The sequence below is a fragment of the Bacillus sp. GbtcB14 genome (assembly GCF_019091205.1).
GTDB classification, from domain to species: domain Bacteria; phylum Bacillota; class Bacilli; order Bacillales; family Bacillaceae_G; genus Bacillus_A; species Bacillus_A cereus_AG.
The window spans coordinates 1-19,411 of sequence record NZ_JAGXJT010000006.1; the positions used below are offsets into that span (position 1 = coordinate 1).

Consider the following 19,411-nt stretch of genomic DNA (forward strand, 5'->3'; position numbering starts at 1 on the left):
TATGCGATGAAAGTCGCACGTACAGTGCTAAGCGGGGGAAAAGATGGAGATAACTTCAAAGTCTTACCTATCGCAACGAATAAAAAGAAGTTAGATAAGGATGAAGAATAGTCATTTCTTATGCTGGAGAGGTTAACGGGTATATAAATTAATTAAGGGTGAGTATATGTTAAAAAGTAAAGTGATTAGTTTGCTTTTTGGAATTGTAATGGCAGTTGCATTTTTAAATCCGTTAGATACCAAAGCAGTAAGTATTGATGATCAAGAGTTTTATGATTCTTATAATACTGTATTAGCACCATATGCAAGTCAAGTTATCAGAAAGAAGCTTGGACCAGGTCATCAGTATAGTTTAACTGACACAAAAATTATAAAAATTGAACGTTTCCCAGAAGAAAACTTTAATTTTTATGAAGGAAAACTTCATCGTTTTAGTTTTATTGTAAAGTTATTGTAAATGATAAATACAATACATCATATATATTGTATAATTCAAATGTATTAAGTTAACGATTTTGGAGGTGCTGTATATGATAACTACTTTTAATTTTTAAAAGAGTCGTTTTGATAATTTTTTATTTGAATAATAGTTTTTACTTTTCTTTTAAAATACTTGATTTAAATTGATTAGATTAAGTAATTATTTTTCTAGTTTTTTGATAATCAAGAAAAATGAAGAAAGGAAGTAATCATTTTATGGAAAAATTAAAGTTGTTAACATTTGAAAATATAACAGAACCTCTTTTAAACGAAAGTGTATCATTTATATATTTCCCTATTGATTGGCTCGATATTGTAGAGATTCATTATAAGACATTTTTATTAACGAGTAAGTTGAAACGATTGAATGAAAGATTATATGATATGTTTTCTGATATATTATTTATTCAGCATAATCCATATGTATTAAATGAAAATACACCATGGATTGTATCTAAAGAACCTATTAGAAAAGAACAACTTGATTATATTTTTCAAAGTTGGTATGAGATTATTCATGATTGGAAACCTAATAAATTAATAGAGTCGCCAAAATATGAATGGCATTACGATTTAATTTCTAATTTAACAGTATTACATGATAATGAAATATATTCTAAGTGGGTGCCCGCTTTAATTTCACATATTTTTTGTGAACAACCTGTACGATTAGAGAATATCAACGAAGAAGATATATATTTTTCTCCTCTTAGATCACAAAATATTTGTGAGGCAATGTCAGAGCCTATTAAAGATGAAAAAACTCAAGATTATTTCGCCTATGTATATCGGTTCGAATGTATCACGCGCGGAGGCGAAAATATTCCGTTATTAAATGTTTCAATAGGAATTCGGAGGTTTTATCAAGAATATAATCATCCAGATATTCCTTTGCTATTAAGACGAAAACGGGGCATGATATTGGTTTCTACTCCAGAATTTGCATCGAATAATAAGAAATTACGGTTTGTAAAACTAAAAGTTCAACAGGCTACAAACGGCATAAAATGGATTAAGATATTTAGAAATTTAAAAGATGATTTTCGTATAGGTGGAGAAGTTGAATTAGAGCATATTCTTCAATATCCGAAAGACTATATGATAGGAACAAATATTAGGGTGTTGCTTCCATACAATGAGAGAATATATAAAGTTCAAGGTACTAAAATAAAACCTGGTATAAAAGTAAAAGAAAGAGAGTATCTATTTAAATGGTTTCAACAAAAATTCTCTTATTTCACATTACTACCAGAATGTAAAAAGGTAGCAACAAATAATGAAAATAAATTATTTCCTTTAATTGTACCAAAAGGATTAGAGACTATAACGTTAGAAATATGGTCTGAAAAAATATCGTTGGAAGTTGAACAAGCGTTATTTGAAAGTGAAATTGTGTTAACTCAAATCGGTGAGTCATTATATGTATTAAATGCAGATACTCCAGTATTGTTAAAAATAGTAAGATATAATATTGAAAAAGTATTGCAAAATCCATATAAAATGCAATATTGCCAGAAATACAAAACAAATTTAGTAGAGGATGTTATGAAAGCGGTTTGTGCTACTGCAGGTGAGCGCAATGATGCGACATTGGCGTTAATCGCAATGAAAAATTGTGATGGGCGTGAAAAAATTGATCCAAAGCAAATCGTTAGAGAAGGGTTTGCACGAACAAACCGTATTTCAGCATTTATTAATTTATTTATAGGCCAAAGTGTAACCCGTAAAACAATAATAAATTGTATTCTTAGTTTATTAGAACAAAAAGGATTTTTGAAACGTAGTTGGAATAAAATAAATTTACCTTGTACATATGTTAATTTATCAATTGAACGAATCACGAAATTTGATTTCTTACCTATTATTTCACAAATAAAAGGAAAAGAAATTTCATATAAATTATATGGGAATACAGAGTGGCAAACGCTAGATCGCTTATTATTAAATATAAATAAACATAATACCTTTTTGCCGCAGCCTTCAAAAAGAAATGATATGGGAATTCAATTTAAACAATTTGTTTTTGAAACATTAAAGGAAATTTTACAACGTGCAAAAGAGAAAAATGAGCAAGTGTATTTCATTGTAGATGCAAATTTAAGAAAATATTGGATAAAAGAGTTGCAAAATAAACAAATTGATGTAGATATTTTGCCGGAGATTGTTCCTGATGTGCTAAAGGTTCCTAATTTAAACGTTATAAGAATAAATATAGCTTTTGATACACCAAAATACGGTGTGATAGAACATGAGGATGTTCCTGAGGGCACAAGTTTATATGTAGATCAAAAAGGGATGTATTATAGCACTGGCGAATATTTGCTAAATGGTAGTGAAACATTGCAGCGATACATACTTGAAATATTAACGCTAGGTGTAAAACCTGTAGAAAGGAATTACATCGCTAAAATGATACACTATATGTGCTGTAATTCAAGTATGCTTTTGGAAAAGAATATACATATGCCGTATTCTATGCATATGGCGAAAGTAATAAAGAGCTATATGACTGATATAGATGCAAGAGAGTTTAAAGAGTTTGATGATGAATTGGATGTAGATACAATGAAAATAGAAAAGAAAGATTCAATTATTCTGCTTTAAATAATTGTAGACAAATCTTGCTCGTAATATCGATCAGGATTTGTCATTTTTTCATGTAAATAAGGATATCCTTTGTCATGTATCTTGTCTTTTATGTATTTACTTTATTTACATACAGGATTAAGATATTTTTTAGAAATACAAAATCTACATCATATGGAAAAGCAATATGAATTGATTCAAAAGAAATTTGAAAGGAATGAGGAATTGTGAAGAAATTAGATGTGTTATTAATGCTATTAAGCGGCCTCTTTCCAGTTGCAGGAATTATGAAGCAAATCCCACTTGAACAATCTTTATATATTGGAGGCCTATTATTTTTTACTAGTTTCGGTAGTTATTTTGCGAAAAAAATATATTCACGCATATGTAGCTGGATAGCGTATGCTCCATTTATAACACTACTGTTAGTCATTTGGCATCAAGATATTTCGACAAGTTCAATCATAGCGAATGCAAAAATTGCCGCTTGTATCGCTTTAATTCCATGTTTATTCCGTTTTCGTACATATGGACTTACTTTCGGTTTATTGTCATTATGGGCCGCTTTACTTTGGGATATTAAAGAAGTACAGTCGTTAGTCATACTTGAACGTATGTCGAGTTTAATGACAAGCAATTTCAAATACCTCATGCTTTTAGTTGGCGGACTTATATTAGGTGGATTACTTGCGATGTTATTACATCGTAAAGAGCAGGATGATAATAAAGAAAATATAAATCTATTTCAACAAAAAAAGAAACGTAAAAAATTATCATTTAAGATTCCGCTTCCAAGATTACCGAAATTTAAGATAAAATTATTTAAGTTTGGTGGAAAAGCATCAAAACGAAAAACGCCAGAAAAAATACGTGAGCATAATTACGAAGAACCAGCTTCAGCTGCAACATATGAAATGATAGAGCAAATACAACAATATAAAGAAGGTACAGCTCAAGGGCAAACAAGGATGGAACGTCGTAGAAATAGGTACAATATATAAGAAATTTCAGTAAACCCTTTAATGATTTATCATTAAAGGGTTTTTTATGTAATTAAATATATATTGCCAATGCGGAATTCATAGCATACTCTAAAGTTGAGGACTTAAATAAAATAATGGGAGGACAAAATGCTTATTATTACATATATTTCTGTCTGTATATTATTTTTAGTTAGCTTTTTACATGTTTACTGGGCTTTCGGAGGTAAGTGGGCAACAAATAGTGTCATTCCAACAAAATCTGGAGAAAAGGCATTTATACCAGGTACAGGAATGACATTGTTCATTGCATTATTATTAAGTATGGCAGCTATAATTTTATTACAACAAACAAACGTTGTTCATTTCGCAGTTCCTAATATATTTGTTCAATTTGGAGCCTGGATTTGTATGATTGTTTTTTTCATAAGAGTAATTGGTGAGTTTCATTATTTTGGTATCTTTAAGCGAAAAAAAGATACGCAATTTGCTAGAATGGATACTGTTTTATATATACCACTTTGTGCATTTTTATCTTTATCATTCTTACTAGCAATAATAACGTGAACATAAAATAGTACTTGCTTTCTTTAAAATAAATAAACGTGAATTAGCAAGGAGTAAAAGTGATAAATCTAGTAGGAAATAAAAAGGATGTAAGCGTCTTCTTAGCGAAATATAGATTATTATGAAAGGCGGTGACACTATGAAGTATGTAAAAGTCTGTATGAATGGCGGAAGTGAACACAAATTTTCGATGACTCTAGATCGATTTGAAGAACTTATTACTACAGAGAATGGACTATTAGAAAATAAATTAGTTAGTATTGAAAATGTAATGATTAATCCTACTAATATATCTTCTGTAGTTGAAAAAATTGGTGTACCGGCTAAGTTTATGGAAGCTTAAAAATCGGTAAATAAAAAACATCCATAGGGATGTTTTTTATTTATAAATATGATAATTGTACAATGAATATATGAGAAAAATTTTTAGCAATACGTATGTATTTGATGTGTAATAGATGCACAATAAAATAAGTACAAGCATATATTATCTAGTAGGACAAGACCTTCGTGTCCTACTTAATACTCAGAAAAAACCTCTATCACATGAGAGCATCTAATTACAGGGTGCTCTTTTTTTATCCTGCTTTTGAACTTTCAATTTTAAACATATCTTTGATGTTAATAAATATTAAAAATAATATAATAGCAAAAAGTAAGTTAGATAAATAGAAATCTTGATGAAATAGTAATTCGAAGATGACATCGAAAACATATAATAAGGCGATAACAGGTAATATACAAATAAATATAAATCTCCAATTTTTTAAATAATGTTTATAAGTAGTAAATACTTTCCCCATACATATAGCTCCTATATTTTTATTTTCTATATAATTATACATTTAAATAAAAGGATTTACAAAGGGGTATTTAGTAATTAAGAATTGTAGGGAGAGATTTTGGCGGAAAAGTAGATAGCTGTAGCAATTTGATTAATAACTGCCTTTACTTAAAAAAACTTTTAAAGGACGATACTAAAATGATACACTATAATCTACGTTATTTATGAAATGAATAGAGGGATTTATGTGATAGATAAAATCAAAAATGTTGTAGAAGATATGTACGAAGATGAAGCAAAACATTTACTTCAAAGTATTCTAATTCAGTTAAATTTGTTAGAAGAAAACTATAGTGAAGATACCATTAAAAATTTGATGGATATTCCTAAACAACTAACGAGTAATACATCTTATAAAAGAAATGTTAAAGAAAGCTCACATATACATATTGCTTTTGATGATTCAACAGCTGGATGTTTAAAACATATGCTGGGGCAAGAAGAACGATTGGAAGAGAGGGTTGTCGCATTTTCTGAATTCTTTTCAATTGGACCGATAAACAAGTTACATATGAATGAGGGACAACTTGCAAGACAGAAATGGTTAGTGAACAACTTAACCGCTTATGATAGTTATTTTGAAGAGGAATACTTACCGCGGTTTCTAGAAACTATGGAAGAACTACACGCTATTCCTAGTGAAACGCCTATTACAATTTGGAAAGCTAATAATGCACATGAACATGTAGGCCTATGTTTTGTAATGGCGCAATTAAAAGATAAGCAAAACATTCGCGTTATTAATACGTCTGAAGCAAGTAAAGAAATATTAAAAAAAGAGTATGCTATTCGTGGAACAGGGGAATTATCACCTGACAGTTTATCTCTATTCCAAAAAAGTTTTGCAGAATTTTCTTATGTAACGGAAGAAAAACGAATGCAGTATGAATATGAATGGGATCAATTATCGAATAGCACGGAGTTTTTAAGAGTTTGGATAGAAAATGAAGTGCATTCTGTACAAGAAGATTATTTTGATCAATTTATGATTGAATGTGCGAAAAGTGTAGGTGCTGATTGTGACTTCCTAAAAGCTCCTAGAGTAATTGGTGAGGCACTTGGTCTTGTAAAGCAATCAGTTGGCGATACATTTTTAGAATATCGCTTAAAGGAATTAATAAAAAAAGAAGTTTTTGAATTTGAAGGTTCGTTAAATGAAATGCGCTTTTATAGTGTGAAGTTGAGAAAATAATATATCTATTCATTTTATGAAAAAACTCGTATTTTAAAAATACGAGTTTTATTTTTTATTGAATTTAGGCTATACATAAGCTTCCTATAGAGGGCATATCACATATAAATGTTAAAGGTAATGAATGAAAAGAAGGTGATTTGTTAATATGTATAACCAGCAAAATTATCCATATGATCAAGCAATGTATTATAATCCACAACAATACAGTTATGAATCTTTAAATGAAGTGAGAGATATGGAACAAGAAGATTATAGACCCGATGATGCAGAAGATGCTCCAACGTCACCACCACCGTCACAAGTCCCATCGTTACCATCTACATTTGCTTCTCCAGCACAAGCAGGCAATATGAAATCATGGATGTGTAACTGTCTAGGAAGATGGGGATATTTACGTTTACATCGTCCTGGCCCTTTCGGAAGGGACTTATGGTTCTTCCCGACTGAAGTAAGAAGAAACGGGGTATCAGGTTATACTTGGCAAGGTGGTCGTCGCCGTAAAGTAAGCTACCGCTATCAACAAATTAGTAATTTTATGTGCTTCGCATAAAAAGAAGTGAGAGAGTAAAATTATTCTACTCTCTCACTTTTTTATTTTTCAATATACGAAGTAAGATTTTGGGTGAAAATTTACAATTTTCACGTTTTTATTAGAGTATAATGCATATGTTGGTTGGTTTTCAAAAAACAAATGAGAGTGAGGGAATACAATGTCAATGAAAAATAAAGTTGGCCGAAGAATAGAAGATGGCATTAATTTAGCTTCAGCTCAGTTTAAAGAAGATGCATATGAAATTTATAAAGAATCGCGAAAAATGCAACCTTTATTGTTTGTAAATGAAGTCGAACTCGGTAAAGAATGGCTGATTACAAGATATGAAGATGCTCTGCCACTTTTAAAAGATAATCGTTTGAAAAAAGATTTGGCAAATGTGTTTCCCAAAGATACAACGAACATGTATCTTTCCGTTGATAATAGTGATCATTTAACAACACACATGTTAAATTCAGATCCACCTAATCATAGCCGGTTACGATCTTTAGTTCAAAAAGCTTTTACACCGAAGATGATTACACAATTAGACGGAAGAATTCAAAGAATAGCGGACGATTTAATAAATGAAATAGAGCGAAAAGGAACATTAAATCTTGTGGATGATTATTCGTTCCCATTACCGATAATTGTAATAAGCGACATGCTTGGCATTCCAAAAGAGGATCAAGCGAAATTTAGAATTTGGTCTCATGCTGTCATTGCATCGCCAGAAACACCTGAAGAAATAAAAGAAACCGAAAAACAACTATCTGAGTTTATTACATATCTTCAATATATAGTTGATGTAAAACGAAAAGATCCAAAAGAAGATTTGGTTAGTGCGCTAATACTTGCAGAAAATGAAGGGCATAAACTTAGTGCTCCAGAGCTATATTCAATGATAATGCTGTTAATCGTTGCAGGACACGAGACAACAGTGAATTTAATTACAAATACAGTATTAGCTTTTCTTGAAAATCCAAATCAATTACAGTTATTGAAAGATAATCCGAAATTAATTGATTCAGCTATTGAGGAAGGATTACGTTTTTATTCTCCAGTTGAGATTACAACTGGAAGATGGGCGGCTGAGCCTTTTCAAATTCACGAACAAACAATCCAAAAAGGAGATATGGTTGTCATTGCATTAGCTTCGGCAAACCGCGATGAAACAGTATTTGAAAACCCAGAAGTCTTCGATATTACTCGGGAGAATAATCGTCATATTGCCTTTGGACACGGTAGCCATTTCTGCTTAGGCGCTCCACTTGCTAGGTTGGAAGCAAAGATTGCTATTACAACTTTGTTTAAACGGATGCCTGAACTACAAATAAAAGGCGATCGTGAAGATATTAAATGGCAAGGAAACTATTTAATGCGTTCTTTAGAGGAATTGCCTTTGACATTCTAGAATATTTATTTTAAGACATGCATACATCGAAAATGATTTACATAGAGTATGTATGTGTTATTTAAATTCGAAACGGAAGGGTGAAAACATCCCAATGATCAACTAATTCTATTTGTAAGAGATCTTCGTTAAAAAACGAAATATTCTTCTGAATAGGATTAGTCTGTACATGTATAGAAAAGGGATGTATTTCGCTCTGCGAATATATAGTCTTTTTATATGATTTGTGCTGCCTCCTGTTCAGAACATGAAATAGGAGGCTTTTTATGTCGACAAATGTAGAAACGAAACAAAATCATGGGGTATCACAAGTATTGAAAAATAGATTTGTACAGGGAATTTTAGCATCAGCATTATTTTTACAAATTGGTATATGGGTTCGGAACTTTGCGGTATTACTGTATGTAATGGAAATGACGAAAGGTGATGCTTTTGCTATTTCAATGATTTCGGTTGCTGAGTTTGCTCCCATTTTTATTTTCTCATTCATTGGTGGAACCTTTGCTGATAGGTGGAAGCCAAAGAAGACAATGATATGGTGTGAGACGTTAAGTTCTATCTCCGTATTCGCTGTATTAATTACACTTATGTTTGGAACATGGAAAATCGTGTTTTTTGTTACGCTTATTTCTGCAATCCTTTCGCAGTTTTCTCAACCATCAGGTATGAAATTATTTAAACAGCATTTATCAACGGAACAAATCCAATTAGCGATGTCAATATATCAAACAATATTTGCGATTTTTATGGTATTAGGACCGATTCTTGGAACATTTATCTTTCATAGTTTTGGAATTTACATTTCAATTATCATAACAGGTATCTCGTTTTTACTTGCGGCAGTTGTATTGTTATTTCTTCCGAAAGATCTTGAAAACGACGTAGAAAAGAAAGATATCACTCTGTGGCAGGAGATGAAGGATGGTATTAAGTATGTCAAAAAGAAAAAAGCATTAACTTTGCTAGGGCTTTGTTTTATGGCAGCAGGACTCGGTATCGGTTTAATTCAACCACTTGGTATATTTATTGTAACTGAGCAGTTAGGGTTATCTAAAGAGAGTTTACAATGGTTACTAACAGTAAATGGTGCAGGAATGATTGTTGGCGGCGCTTTAGCGATGGTATTTGCGAAAAATGTTGCACCGCAAAAGATGTTAATTGTAGGGATGCTCGGTCAGGCGATTGGCATTGGTATAATAGGTTATTCGACGAATTTATGGGTGACACTTACAGCACAACTTTTTAGTGGGTTAGCTCTTCCGTGTATCCAAATAGGTATTAATACGCTCATTATTCAAAATAGCGATACTGATTTTATTGGTCGTGTAAATGGCATTTTAAGTCCACTATTCACCGGTTCAATGGTAGTAACAATGAGTGTAGCTGGTTCATTAAAAGAGGTGTTCTCATTAAGTACGATGTATGAGGGCACAGCTTTACTATTTATAATTGGATTATTATTTATTTTACCTATATACAATTTAAAGCCAGTAATAGCGGTAGAAAGTGAAATGAATGGTAAAGGAAGTGCTGTGCAACATGAATCCTAATCCAAATGTAAAATACCCAATTGAAGGAAATCAAAATGTTCATTTTATAAAAAATACAATAACGAAAGCTAATATACTCGTTGGTGACTATTCTTATTATGATGCGAAAGATGGAGAGACATTTGAAGATCGAGTATTACATCATTATGAATTTCTTGGAGATCATCTTACTATTGGAAAGTTTTGTTGTATTGCAAATGGAGTTACTTTTATTATGAATGGAGCAAATCATCGGATGGATGGATTTTCGGCATACCCATTTAATATCTTTGGAAATGGGTGGGAGAAGTATACACCTGGTTTGTCTGATTTGCCATATAAAGGTGATACAGTTATAGGAAATGACGTTTGGATTGGTATGGATACAACGATTTTGCCCGGGATAAGAATAGGCGATGGTGCAATAATAGCAGCTAAATCTGTTGTGACTAGAGACGTTGCACCATATACAATTGTTGGTGGAAACCCTGCAAATAAAATAAAGGAACGATTTACAAATACAATAATAGAAGAATTATTGCAAATTCAATGGTGGCATTTTGACATTGAAAAAATAACTGAAAATATAGATGCTATTGTACGAGGAGATATTGAACCATTAAGAATACTAAAAAGGGAATAAAAAATGCATTCTAAAGAGTATCATACCTCCGAATTTTGTTAATGATAATAGAACAAGGAGGTGTGATACTATGGCACAAGACGTTTTATGTGAAGTAAACAACTGTAAATTTTGGGCGAACGGCAATAAATGTAGTGCAGATGCAATTTATGTAGTAAGTAATAAAGGGAAACAAGCATCAACTACGGAAGAAACAGATTGCAAAACTTTCGATCCAGAAATATAAAATTTTAAAGGGTAGCCAAATCGCGGTTGCCCTTTTATTAATACTAGTATTGATAATAAATCTCATTTTCATTCATTGTTTTTAACTTTTCTTGTTAATTTTTATATTTTCTTCATAAGTGATGCAATCCAATGTAATTCATGTTCAATACGCGATTTACTAAATTCAATGACTTCTGTAATAAAAGAGGAGCTAATATTTAAAGATTGAATAGCAGTAAGCTGTTTATGTAGTACGTCTTGGCGTATTGTTAAAATTTCTTTTCTAGCTTCGTAATTAAGTTTTTCAAATAGCGCGATACGCACAAGGAATTCAGCGTTATTTGTCGCAATCTTTTCGGGAAACTCTCTTAACATTTCAGAAAAAATTTCTTCTCCTGTTTCAGTTATGTCATACATATTTCGGTTTGGCTTTCCGACTTGTTTATGTATTTTTTTCGTTATAGCACCCATATTTTCGAAACGCCGAAGTGCGGGATACAGTGTATTATGATTTAATTCGAAATTCTCACCTAACCGATTTTGAACATTTTTCTTTATTTCATATCCGTGTTTTGGTCCAGTCGTTAATTCTGCTAGTAATAAAATGTCAACGTACATAAAAATCCCCCTTATATATTTCTCAAGTTCTCCAATGAAAAATCCCCTTTAGCATATGTTAAAATAACATATGTTAGATTATACAACTTTGAACTACCGACCTATCACTTTTATTGTAAAAGAAAAGGGAGGAAAGAACTATGGCTTCGCCTGAAAATGTGATTTTAGTTCATGAAATTTCAAAGCTGAAAACAAAAGAAGAATTGTGGAATCCGTATGAGTGGTATCAATTTATGAGGGACAATCATCCGGTTCATTATGATGAGGAGCAGGATGTATGGAATGTTTTTTTATACGATGATGTAAATCGAGTTTTATCGGATTATCGCTTATTTTCAAGTAGAAGGGAACGAAGACAATTCGCAATCCCACCTTTAGAAACGAGAATAAATATAAACTCTACTGATCCACCAGAACATCGCAATGTACGTTCAATAGTTTCTAAAGCATTTACTCCAAGAAGTATAGAACAATGGAAACCTCGAATACAGTCTATCGCAAATGAACTTGTACAACATATAGGAAAATATAGTGAGGTTAATATCGTTGAAGAGTTTGCTGCACCTTTACCTGTTACCGTCATATCCGATTTATTAGGAGTGCCAACAACTGACCGTAAAAAAATTAAAGAATGGTCTGATATTTTATTTATGCCATATAGTAAAGAAAAATTTAACGATTTGGATGTAGAAAAAGGAATTGCGTTAAATGAATTTAAAACGTATCTGCTTCCAATTGTTCAAGAGAAAAGATATCATTTAACCGACGATATTATTTCAGATTTAATACGAGCTGAATATGAAGGCGAAAGATTAACCGATGAAGAAATAGTTACTTTTTCTTTAGGCTTATTAGCGGCAGGTAATGAAACAACTACAAATTTAATTATTAATAGCTTTTATTGCTTTTTAGTGGATTCACCTGGAATATATGAAGAGTTAAGAAAAGAACCTACATTAATTTCAAAAGCGATTGAGGAAGTATTACGCTATCGCTTTCCCGTTACATTAGCTAGGAGGATTACAGAGGACACCACTATATTTGGACCTTTAATGAAAAAGGATCAAATGATTGTTGCATGGGTAAGTGCAGCAAATGTAGATGAGAAAAAATTCTTACAAGCTTCTGAGTTTAATTTACACAGAATAGGAAATGAAAAGCATTTAACCTTTGGTAAAGGTCCTCACTTTTGCTTAGGGGCACCACTTGCACGCTTGGAAGCTGAGATTGCATTAAAAACTTTTATAAATGCTTTTGAAAAAATAGAGTTATCTTCATCTTTCAATTTAGAAAAATGTATATTGGAAAATGAACAAACTTTAAAATTCTTACCTATTAGCTTAAAACTTCAATAAAACTGTGCAGCAAGGTACAAAATTATTGTACCTTGCTTTTTTATTTCTCAATTGTAAACTTTTGGTAGATTGTTTAGTATGGAGGTGTGTGAAAAAGAATAGAGGAGGACGTTTATGTTAACGTGTAATGGAAGTAAAACGTTTCAAACATTTATTAAAGCTGTAACGGATTTAATTGATAGTAATTTATTAGAAGATCAAATTGTTTGTGCGATTGAAAAATTACTAGAAGAACTTTTAGAAAAGAAAACATGGCTTCCGTTAGAAAAACAGAAGGCGAATTCGGCTCAGTATGCACGACACTTGTTATATGAAGATCCTTTAAATCGTTTTGAAGTATTAGCTCTTGTATGGAAAGATGGACAATCTACACCTTTACATGATCATGATGGTACATGGGGAGTAGAAGGAGTTTTTACAGGAAGGATAATGGTGCAGAATTTTATACAAACTAAGCAGCTTGAAAATTCACTTGTTTATTTAACACATACAGGAAATCTTTATTTGGGAGAAGGCGAAACAGATAAAGTCATTCCACCAGCTGATTGTCATATTCTTGAAATATCCGAAAATGAAAGCGTTATCACAATTCATGTTTATGGAAAACGTTTAGAAAAGTTTAAAATATATGTCCCAACTGAAGAAAAGAATGTGTACATGTGTGAGACAAAATATATTAGCTATAGTTCATAGTTTAAAATCAAAAGCTTTTCTTTTTATAGAAAAGCTTTTGATTTTATTTTTAATTATTTCTTGACCTGAAACGCTTTTCATAAATTATAAATAAGGAGTACTTCACGAGATCAGTATGAAAACGATACCTTTTGTTTAGTAAGAACTCGTGTATTTATAGAAAGTGGTGAAGAAATAATGAAATTAATCGCAATTGATTTAGATGGAACTCTTCTTTCGGGGAATAAAATGATTAGTAAAGAAAATGCAGAAGCAATTCGAAAATGTCAGGAAGCTGGTCATGTTGTTGCAATTTGTACAGGACGTTCTATCGTCGACATTGAACGATTGTTGTTAGAAGTTAATTTAGATTGTCCAATTATCGCGGAAAATGGTGCACTTATATATAAAGATAAAAAAATGATGAAGAGATATCCAATTCAAAATATGCAGGCACTTGAGATTGTAGACTATCTTGAAGAGAATGGCTTATATTATCAGCTTTATACTAATAAAGGTGTATATGTACCAGATTATGGAGTAGAGAGTGTGCGTAATGAGATCGAATATGTGAAGAATTCAAAAGAAAATTTTGATTTGAAAGAGTTAGAAACGATTGCAGCATTATATCTTGAACATACAGCATTTCATAGTGCAGAAAGTTGTAAACCAATTGTAGAAACTGATATACATGTGCATAAGCTTTTACCATTTTCTTATGACATAGAAAAATTAAAAAAGTTAAAAGCAGCGTTTCTGCATAATACTGATTTAGCAATTACATCTTCGTATTGGCATAATTTAGAGATTAATCACCGAGACGCTCAAAAAGGAAATGGATTATATACTTTAGCAGAACATCTGAATATTCCAGTTGAAAATACTGTAGCGATAGGTGATGGGCTAAACGATGTATCGATGATGGAAAAAGCAAACATATCAATTGCAATGGGGAACGCAGTCGAAGAAATAAAAGCGATGTGTCAATACGAAACCTTATCAAATGAAGAACATGGTGTTGCACATGCTTTATATAAATATGTAATGTAATAAAAAAAGAAAAAAGAATCTACATAGATTCTTTTTTCTTTTTATTAGGGGTAAGGTATTCTATGAGATTCATAGAAGCCTTATTACATTTTATTATATAGAATATATTGGAATAAATGTTTATATTTTTCATAATAATTGTGAAAATTTTATGAACTTTATATTTTTTGTATTTTTATACTACTAAAAGTGGTGTATATGACTCTTATATCAAAACCATGTGTAGCTGAGCAAAATACAAATGAATTGAAGGTTTATTTTTTATACAAATTTTTTTGGTTTTTAATTGAAAAATAAAATTTGTTCGAATAATTATTCTACAGCTATATACCTATACGCACATTCTTCGTATAATGGAGAAGTATAAATTTTGAATTTGTATTAATTTTACATATTGAGGTGAAAAAGGAATGAATGCGCGGCTAATGGAACTTATTGATGTGAGTACAATAGAAACCATGGCAGAACAGTTTTATAAATTAACCAACATATCACATCAACTTCTTGATGCTGAAAAAGAATGTATATTTTCTTTTGGAATAAATGAGACGAAAATATGTAAACTTCCCAAAATTGAAATCCCCATTTTTTTATACAATCAACATCTAGGATCTTTTGTAGTATGGTCAAACAAAAGCGAAATTTTCAATTGTCAAAAATACTTTGAAATGCTTTCAAATCTAATTATTGATGGATCAACAAAGGTATTCCAAAGTCAAAATACCACGTTACTTTCTAGAAAAGAGGAGGAACTACATACGATTTTACAAAACATGCCTGTTATGGTTGATGCGCTTGATTATAATGGAGATTTTGTTTTGTGGAATCGGGAGTGTGAAATTGTAACAGGTTATACGGCCGAAGAAATAATAGGGAATCCAAATGCACTTCAGTTATTGTATCCTGATCATAATTATCGTCAGCAAATACAAACGAAATTTTTAACTTGTGGAAAAAATTTCAGAGATTGGGAAATGCACTTAACATGTAAAAATGGTGAAACCAAAACAATCATGTGGTCCAATATATCAGAACAGTTTCCTGTAACGGGATATAGCTACTGGGCTGTCGGTGTAGATATTACACATTTAAAAGCGATAGAAGAGCAGTTAAAACAACAAACGTCTGAATTGGAATTGATTTTTAAAGCGTTACCAGATTTATGTTTCTTAACAGAAGATGATGGCACAATTATAGATTATAAAGCAGGATCCCCTTCAAAGTTTTACGTTCCGGCAGAAGCTTTTATGGGGAAAAAGTTTTTCGAAGTATTACCATCTCCAGTTGCACAGCAGTTTCAGGAAGCAATTCATCAAGTGAAGGAAAAAGGAACGAATGTAATTGTTGAATATCCACTTACAATTACTGGGAGCGTTGATTTCTTTGAAGCTAGATGCTTACCATTATTACAAGATAAAATTATGATCATTGTACGTGATATTACAGAACGGAAAAAGACAGAAGAATTGCTAAATAAATCAGATACACTTGCAGCAATCGGTCAATTAGCAGCTGGTGTTGCTCATGAAGTGAGGAACCCATTAACAGTCATTAAAGGGTTTATACAGTTATTCCAAATTAACAAAGAGGATCAAGAAAAATATTTTGATCTTATGCTTTCTGAAATTGAAAGAATAGAAGCGATTCTCCAAGAGTTTTTATCAATTGCTAAAACAGATGAAATGAATACAGAACAAAAAAATATTTATCAAATTTATAAAAATGTCGTATCGTTAATGAATACAAAAGCAATTATGACAAATATTCAAGTCGAATTATATGCAGAATCCAACGATATAAGTATTGAATGCTCAGAAAATCAATTGAAACAAGTATTTATTAATATTTTGCAAAATTCTATCGAAGCTATGCCAAATGGTGGGAAGATTACAATTCACATAAAAGAAATAAACGATGATGGTGTCATTATTCATGTAATTGATGAAGGAATAGGAATACCTGAAGAAAGAATTAAGAGATTAGGTGAGCCTTTTTATAGTACGAAAGAAAAAGGTACTGGTATTGGATTAATGTTAAGTTATAAAATTATTGAAAGTCACCAAGGGAATATAAGTATTATGAGTGAGGTTGGTGTCGGTACAACAGTAACGATTTACTTGCCGAAAGTTCAGAGTAAAGAATCTCTATCAAATTGTGATGATAGATGTATATCGATACGTTCTAGTATTAACTCTTAAATAAACGATTAAATACCCAATGAAAAAAACTAAACTTTTTTCATTGGGTATTTTTATATTTAATTTAGTAAACTTTACCTTTTCTTAACCTTTGTTTTAATTTCTATTAAGTTTTTATTGGTATATTAATATTTGTGCAAAGTAATGCATAGAAAATGTGCATTATTTTTAATATATAGATTCAATTATTATTAGAAATACTGTAAGGAGGAGATTATGACAAGGTGAAAAAGCAAGAAGCGAAAACAGGTAGAGCAATACCGACGCGGTTAAATATTTTATTTCTTTGTGTATTTTTATTGTTTTCTACAATGATTATAAAGTTAGGGAAAGTACAAATTATCGATAGTGAGACCTATAAAAATGAAGTAAAAAAGAGAGAAAATGCAACTGTGAGTCTTTCCGTCCCGCGCGGGAAAATATTTGATCGCGAAGGGAATCCAGTTGTTGACAATAAATCTTTACGCACAATCACGTACACGAAGATGAAAGGCGTAAAATCAGAAGATATATTACAAACTGCAAGACAACTTGCAGACATAATTGAAATGCCACAAGAAGATATAGATAAACTAACTGAGACGGATAAGAAAGATTTTTGGATGCAATTAAATCCGACACTAACCGAAGAATTAGTATCTAAAAAAGAAATAAATAAGTTCAAAGATAAAGATATTACCGGGAAAAATTTAGATAAAAAAATAGAAGAGTTAAAAAGAAAACGAGTTACAGATAAGAATCTTCAGGAATTAACAGATAAAGATATAAAAGTGTTAGCTATTAAAAGTAAGATGACTTCTGGTTATCAAATGGCTCCTCAAATTATTAAAAAAGATGTTAGTGAAAAGGAATTTACTATAATTAGTGAAGGTTTAGCGAATTTCCCAGGTGTAGATGTATCGGTTGATTGGGAGAGAGTGTATGTAAATGATGGATTATTCCGATCCGTTCTTGGAAATGTTTCTAATTCCGATGAAGGATTACCAAGTGAACGATTAGATTATTACTTGGTACGTGATTATAGCCGAAATGATAGGATTGGAAAAAGTTACATCGAGCAGCAATACGAAGATGTACTTCATGGTACAAAAAAAGAAGTAAGAAGCGTTGCAGATAAACAAGGTACTACAATTAGAACGGAAACAATCTCTGAGGGAAAGAGCGGTAAGAACTTAACTTTAACAATAGATATGGAGCTGCAGAAAAAAGTAGAAGAAAGTATAGAAAAAATATTAAAGGCATATAAAGGATCAGAATCCATGTTGGACCGTGCTTTCGTTGTAATGATGAATCCGAAAAACGGACAAGTATTATCAATGGCCGGGAAAAGACTTGTAGAAAAAGACGGGAAAACAGAAGTTGAAGACTATGCATTAGGTACAATGACTAGTTCATATGAGCTGGGATCAACAGTGAAAGGTGCGACAGTTTTAACTGGATTTGAAACGAAAGCGATATCACCAGGTACTAATTTTTATGATGCACCTATGAAGTTTAAAGGTACTAAGGAGAAGAAGTCTTGGAAAAATTTTGGGGATACAGACGACCTAAGAGCGCTACAAGTTTCTTCAAACGTGTATATGTTTAATATAGCATTAAAAATTGCAGGTGTGGATTATGTGAAAAATAGTTCATTAAATATTAAACAGGAGTACTTTGATAAAATGAGGTATTATTTCAGGCAATTTGGATTAGGTGTTCCAACCGGTATCGATTTACCGAATGAAACAGCTGGACAAATTGGTAAAAAAGATAATCAGCCTGGTTTCTTATTAGATTATTCTATTGGACAATATGATACATATACACCACTTCAGCTTGTACAGTATATTTCAACAATCGCAAACGGTGGATATCGTATGAAGCCACAAATTGTTCAAGAAGTAAGAGAGCAAACGTCGCAAAAAGATCAGATTGGTAAAGTTGTGCATGCAGTAGAACCAATCGTTTTAAATAAAATTGATATGAAAGAGGAATATATAAATCAAGTAAAAGAAGGATTTAGAAAGGTATTCCAAGAGGGTGATGGAACAGGAGTAAGGGCGTTCCAAAAAGCATCGTATAAACCAGCAGGTAAAACAGGGACAGCACAGACAGTATACGGTGGAGAAAGTGATATTGGAAGGAATGAAAAGGGAGAGAGAAGAGAATGTTATAATTTAACGTTAGCAGGATATGCGCCATATGATAATCCGGAAGTAGCATTTTCTGTAGTTGTGCCATGGGTTATTAATGATAAATCTGGCATTAACTCTGATATCGGAAAAGAAGTTTTAGATGCTTATTTTGAATTGAAAACCAATCGATTATCTGGGGAAGTGTCAAAAGTAGAAAATTAAATACTGTGAAGCGTCTCTAGTGTGTATATAAACTAGAGACGTTTTAATATAGAAATAGACTGAAAATTAGGTGTAAAATTAATCTATTAATTATTCACGTTTTATAAAATAAATCATATATTGATAGCATAGGACAAGCTGAAAAGCTTATTCTAACCTCACAGAACACTCCTTATCACGGTTAGGCATCTACTTATGTAGA

The 19,411-nt window shown here is 31.5% G+C and carries 18 protein-coding genes; 16 read left to right on the forward strand and 2 right to left on the reverse strand.

Going from position 1 to position 19,411, the window contains the following annotated elements; all coding sequences use genetic code 11:
• The first annotated feature begins 166 nt into the window (after positions 1-166).
• The 5 genes from KVT31_RS18250 (at position 167) to KVT31_RS18270 (ending at position 4,956) form a co-directional block, all read left to right on the forward strand.
• A complete protein-coding gene (locus KVT31_RS18250) occupies positions 167-457 on the forward strand; it encodes a hypothetical protein (protein WP_226545312.1) in 291 nt (96 codons plus the stop codon).
• Positions 458-696: 239 nt separating this feature from the next.
• Positions 697-3,084: an RNaseH domain-containing protein gene (locus KVT31_RS18255; RefSeq protein WP_140392466.1), complete on the forward strand. Its 2,388-nt coding sequence runs from the start codon at positions 697-699 to the stop codon at positions 3,082-3,084.
• A 209-nt stretch (positions 3,085-3,293) separates the two neighbouring features.
• Positions 3,294-4,067, forward strand: a complete 774-nt coding sequence (locus KVT31_RS18260) for a DUF3959 family protein (protein WP_098344244.1) — start codon at positions 3,294-3,296, stop codon at positions 4,065-4,067.
• 129 nt (positions 4,068-4,196) lie between these two features.
• Positions 4,197-4,613: a DUF3995 domain-containing protein gene (locus tag KVT31_RS18265; protein ID WP_088096481.1), complete on the forward strand. Its 417-nt coding sequence runs from the start codon at positions 4,197-4,199 to the stop codon at positions 4,611-4,613.
• A 139-nt stretch (positions 4,614-4,752) separates the two neighbouring features.
• A complete protein-coding gene (locus KVT31_RS18270) occupies positions 4,753-4,956 on the forward strand; it encodes a hypothetical protein (protein ID WP_000878362.1) in 204 nt (67 codons plus the stop codon).
• Between the two features lie 235 nt (positions 4,957-5,191).
• Here the strand turns inward: KVT31_RS18270 and KVT31_RS18275 are convergent, their stop codons facing one another.
• On the reverse strand, positions 5,192-5,416 hold the full coding sequence (locus KVT31_RS18275) for a hypothetical protein (RefSeq protein ID WP_088096482.1): 225 nt from the start codon (positions 5,414-5,416) through the stop codon (positions 5,192-5,194).
• Positions 5,417-5,644: 228 nt separating this feature from the next.
• Here KVT31_RS18275 and KVT31_RS18280 point away from each other — a divergent pair, with 228 nt between their 5' ends.
• The 6 genes from KVT31_RS18280 (at position 5,645) to KVT31_RS18305 (ending at position 10,996) form a co-directional block, all read left to right on the forward strand.
• Positions 5,645-6,649, forward strand: a complete 1,005-nt coding sequence (locus KVT31_RS18280; protein ID WP_088096483.1) for a DUF1835 domain-containing protein — start codon at positions 5,645-5,647, stop codon at positions 6,647-6,649.
• 148 nt (positions 6,650-6,797) lie between these two features.
• The gene (locus KVT31_RS18285; protein WP_088096484.1) at positions 6,798-7,202 is read left to right on the forward strand and encodes a hypothetical protein; all 405 of its coding nucleotides are present in this window, start codon (positions 6,798-6,800) and stop codon (positions 7,200-7,202) included.
• Positions 7,203-7,362: 160 nt separating this feature from the next.
• Positions 7,363-8,598, forward strand: a complete 1,236-nt coding sequence (locus KVT31_RS18290) for a cytochrome P450 family protein (RefSeq protein ID WP_088096485.1) — start codon at positions 7,363-7,365, stop codon at positions 8,596-8,598.
• A 266-nt stretch (positions 8,599-8,864) separates the two neighbouring features.
• Positions 8,865-10,148, forward strand: a complete 1,284-nt coding sequence (locus tag KVT31_RS18295; protein WP_088096486.1) for an MFS transporter — start codon at positions 8,865-8,867, stop codon at positions 10,146-10,148.
• Positions 10,138-10,770, forward strand: coding sequence for a Vat family streptogramin A O-acetyltransferase (locus KVT31_RS18300; protein ID WP_088096487.1), 633 nt, complete (start codon positions 10,138-10,140; stop codon positions 10,768-10,770). The genes KVT31_RS18295 and KVT31_RS18300 overlap by 11 nt, the downstream gene beginning before the upstream one ends.
• Positions 10,771-10,840: 70 nt before the next feature.
• Entirely contained in the window at positions 10,841-10,996 is a 156-nt protein-coding gene (locus KVT31_RS18305; protein WP_000046093.1) for a DUF1540 domain-containing protein, read from the forward strand.
• A 101-nt stretch (positions 10,997-11,097) separates the two neighbouring features.
• Here the strand turns inward: KVT31_RS18305 and KVT31_RS18310 are convergent, their stop codons facing one another.
• A complete protein-coding gene (locus KVT31_RS18310) occupies positions 11,098-11,595 on the reverse strand; it encodes a PadR family transcriptional regulator (protein ID WP_088096488.1) in 498 nt (165 codons plus the stop codon).
• A 140-nt stretch (positions 11,596-11,735) separates the two neighbouring features.
• Between KVT31_RS18310 and KVT31_RS18315 the strand changes: the two genes are divergently transcribed.
• The 5 genes from KVT31_RS18315 to KVT31_RS18335 all read left to right on the forward strand — a co-directional run bounded on the left by KVT31_RS18315 (position 11,736) and on the right by KVT31_RS18335 (position 19,209).
• Positions 11,736-12,950, forward strand: coding sequence for a cytochrome P450 (locus tag KVT31_RS18315; RefSeq protein WP_088096489.1), 1,215 nt, complete (start codon positions 11,736-11,738; stop codon positions 12,948-12,950).
• A 114-nt stretch (positions 12,951-13,064) separates the two neighbouring features.
• Positions 13,065-13,643 carry a cysteine dioxygenase family protein gene (locus tag KVT31_RS18320; protein WP_088096490.1) on the forward strand — a complete coding sequence of 193 codons (579 nt, stop codon included), beginning with the start codon at positions 13,065-13,067 and terminating at the stop codon, positions 13,641-13,643.
• Positions 13,644-13,820: 177 nt separating this feature from the next.
• Positions 13,821-14,672 (forward strand): Cof-type HAD-IIB family hydrolase, encoded by an 852-nt coding sequence (locus KVT31_RS18325; RefSeq protein WP_088096491.1) that lies wholly within the window; start codon positions 13,821-13,823, stop codon positions 14,670-14,672.
• Between the two features lie 410 nt (positions 14,673-15,082).
• Positions 15,083-16,870 carry a PAS domain-containing sensor histidine kinase gene (locus KVT31_RS18330; protein WP_098342125.1) on the forward strand — a complete coding sequence of 596 codons (1,788 nt, stop codon included), beginning with the start codon at positions 15,083-15,085 and terminating at the stop codon, positions 16,868-16,870.
• Positions 16,871-17,094: 224 nt separating this feature from the next.
• Positions 17,095-19,209 carry a peptidoglycan D,D-transpeptidase FtsI family protein gene (locus KVT31_RS18335; protein WP_088096492.1) on the forward strand — a complete coding sequence of 705 codons (2,115 nt, stop codon included), beginning with the start codon at positions 17,095-17,097 and terminating at the stop codon, positions 19,207-19,209.
• The last annotated feature ends 202 nt before the right edge of the window (positions 19,210-19,411 follow it).

What these genes read in the sequence shown, in the direction of transcription:
- KVT31_RS18250 (WP_226545312.1), top strand. Translation starts at nt 167, where the DNA reads ATGTTAAAAAGTAAAGTGATTAGTTTGCTTTTTGGAATTGTAATGGCA.
- KVT31_RS18255 (WP_140392466.1), top strand. Translation starts at nt 697, where the DNA reads ATGGAAAAATTAAAGTTGTTAACATTTGAAAATATAACAGAACCTCTT.
- KVT31_RS18265 (WP_088096481.1), top strand. Translation starts at nt 4,197, where the DNA reads ATGCTTATTATTACATATATTTCTGTCTGTATATTATTTTTAGTTAGC.
- KVT31_RS18270 (WP_000878362.1), top strand. Translation starts at nt 4,753, where the DNA reads ATGAAGTATGTAAAAGTCTGTATGAATGGCGGAAGTGAACACAAATTT.
- KVT31_RS18275 (WP_088096482.1), bottom strand. Translation starts at nt 5,416, where the DNA reads ATGGGGAAAGTATTTACTACTTATAAACATTATTTAAAAAATTGGAGA.
- KVT31_RS18285 (WP_088096484.1), top strand. Translation starts at nt 6,798, where the DNA reads ATGTATAACCAGCAAAATTATCCATATGATCAAGCAATGTATTATAAT.
- KVT31_RS18290 (WP_088096485.1), top strand. Translation starts at nt 7,363, where the DNA reads ATGTCAATGAAAAATAAAGTTGGCCGAAGAATAGAAGATGGCATTAAT.
- KVT31_RS18295 (WP_088096486.1), top strand. Translation starts at nt 8,865, where the DNA reads ATGTCGACAAATGTAGAAACGAAACAAAATCATGGGGTATCACAAGTA.
- KVT31_RS18300 (WP_088096487.1), top strand. Translation starts at nt 10,138, where the DNA reads ATGAATCCTAATCCAAATGTAAAATACCCAATTGAAGGAAATCAAAAT.
- KVT31_RS18305 (WP_000046093.1), top strand. Translation starts at nt 10,841, where the DNA reads ATGGCACAAGACGTTTTATGTGAAGTAAACAACTGTAAATTTTGGGCG.
- KVT31_RS18310 (WP_088096488.1), bottom strand. Translation starts at nt 11,595, where the DNA reads ATGTACGTTGACATTTTATTACTAGCAGAATTAACGACTGGACCAAAA.
- KVT31_RS18315 (WP_088096489.1), top strand. Translation starts at nt 11,736, where the DNA reads ATGGCTTCGCCTGAAAATGTGATTTTAGTTCATGAAATTTCAAAGCTG.
- KVT31_RS18320 (WP_088096490.1), top strand. Translation starts at nt 13,065, where the DNA reads ATGTTAACGTGTAATGGAAGTAAAACGTTTCAAACATTTATTAAAGCT.
- KVT31_RS18325 (WP_088096491.1), top strand. Translation starts at nt 13,821, where the DNA reads ATGAAATTAATCGCAATTGATTTAGATGGAACTCTTCTTTCGGGGAAT.
- KVT31_RS18330 (WP_098342125.1), top strand. Translation starts at nt 15,083, where the DNA reads ATGAATGCGCGGCTAATGGAACTTATTGATGTGAGTACAATAGAAACC.